Below are 1,647 nucleotides of genomic sequence, written 5' to 3' on the forward strand. Positions count from 1 at the left end.
CCGAGGCCGCGGCGTCCCGTACGCCGATCGTGCCGAAGGCCGGTTCGGCCGCAGAGGCGCCTTCGGTGGCTTCGGCCGCCGCACAGCGCCTGCCCCAGCTGAGCCTGAACGAGGTCGTTCGCGCCGTGCTGGACCACAACCCCGATCTGCGCGCTGTCGAGCAGTCCCGGACCACGGCGCGCGCAGGTGTGGTCAGCGCCTCGGCGCTGCCCAATCCCAAGCTCGAATGGAACCAGGGCCGCAACAGCGCCCGCGTTCCGGGCGCGGCAGCCGGCACGGTGCAGGGCTGGGCCGTGGCCTTGCCCATCGAGAACCCCGCCGTGCGAGGTGCGCGCGTGGAGGCCGCGAGGGCAGGCGAGCAGGGCTCGGTGCACTTCGTGGCGACCACGCGCAATGCGCTGGTGGCCCAGGTGCGGCTGCGCGCCTACGAGATGGTGCTGCGCGAGGCGGAGGTCGAGGCCGCCAAGGAGGCGGTGCGCCTTCTGGAGCAGGCCCATGAGCGCGTCCGCGTCCGCGTGGACAGCGGCGAGGCGGCACGCTACGAAATCATCAAGGCCGATGCCGAAATCATCCAGGCGCGCCAGCAGGAGCAGACCGCGCGGCTGCGTGCCGAGCAGGCGCAGCTGGCGCTGGGCCGCCTGGCCGCAGGCCAGCTGCCCGTGCGCTTCCGCCTGGATGTGTCGCTGGAGGATCCGCTGCGCATCGAGGACATGGGCGAGATCGATCCCATGGAGCATCCCGAACTGCGCCAGCTCAAGGCGGAGGTCGAGCGTGCCCAGGCGCGGCTTGACGGTGCCAAGGCCTCGCGCTGGCCGGGCGTGGAGCTGCGCTACGGCCAGACGCGCGAGCCCGATGTGCGCCTGAACACGGTGGGCGTGAGCATCCAGATCCCCTTGCTCGACCAGCACCGCGGCCCCATCGACGAGGCGGCCTCCGAGCTGGAGCGCGCGCGTCTGCAGCTGGAAGGCCGGCAGATCGAGCTGCGCCAGCAGACGCTGCAGGCCTGGAAGGAGCTGGAGATGGCACGACTGCGCACCCAGGCACTGAGCCAGGGTTCGGTGCGCGAGGCCGAGTCGGCCCTGCGCGTGGCCGAGGCCGCCTACCGCTTCGGCGAGCGCGGCATTCTCGATGTGCTCGATGCGCAGCGCGTGCTGCGCTCCATCCGTGCAGACCTGCTCGACGCGCGCTACCAGCTGCAGGCGGCGCGCATACAGCTCGAATACCTGGCGGGCCGCTACGACGATCCGTCCGCGCTGTGAAGCGCGCCGTCCCTGCCTCACACCCGAAATCAGAAACGAACATGTCCTTGAATATGCATCCGCAACCCATCGCCGCCCGCGCAGGCAGCAGCACCTTGGTGAACTCCCTGGCCCTGGCCGGCCTGCTGGCCGCAACGCTGGCGCTGAGCGCCTGCGGCAAGAACGAAGAGGCCGAAGCCAAGGCGGCGCCCGCAGCGGCCGCTGCGCAGGAGCAGGACCCGATGGAGGTCCGCGTCACCGCCGAGATGGCGCCCAACTTCGCCGTCAAGCCCGTGGCGCAGGCGCAGATCGCGCTGCTGCAGGAGGTGTCCGGCCGCATCGAGGCCAATGAGCGCCAGGTCACCCGCATTGGCGCGGCCGCCACGGGACGCGTGACCGAAGTACGCGG

Annotated in this window: 1 protein-coding gene and 1 pseudogene; both read left to right on the forward strand. The window is 71.5% G+C overall.

Annotated features, from left to right (window positions below; genetic code table 11):
- Positions 1 to 1,259 (forward strand): TolC family protein (locus L995_RS06665; RefSeq protein ID WP_047470428.1); only part of this gene is annotated, 1,259 nt, incomplete at its 5' end.
- A gap of 53 nt (positions 1,260 to 1,312) precedes the next feature.
- Positions 1,313 to 1,647, forward strand: a pseudogene (locus tag L995_RS06670) (efflux RND transporter periplasmic adaptor subunit); the annotation flags it as partial.

Origin of the sequence: Delftia sp. ZNC0008 (genome assembly GCF_000799035.1) — a bacterium.
In the GTDB taxonomy this organism is placed as follows: Bacteria; Pseudomonadota; Gammaproteobacteria; order Burkholderiales; family Burkholderiaceae_C; genus Comamonas; species Comamonas tsuruhatensis.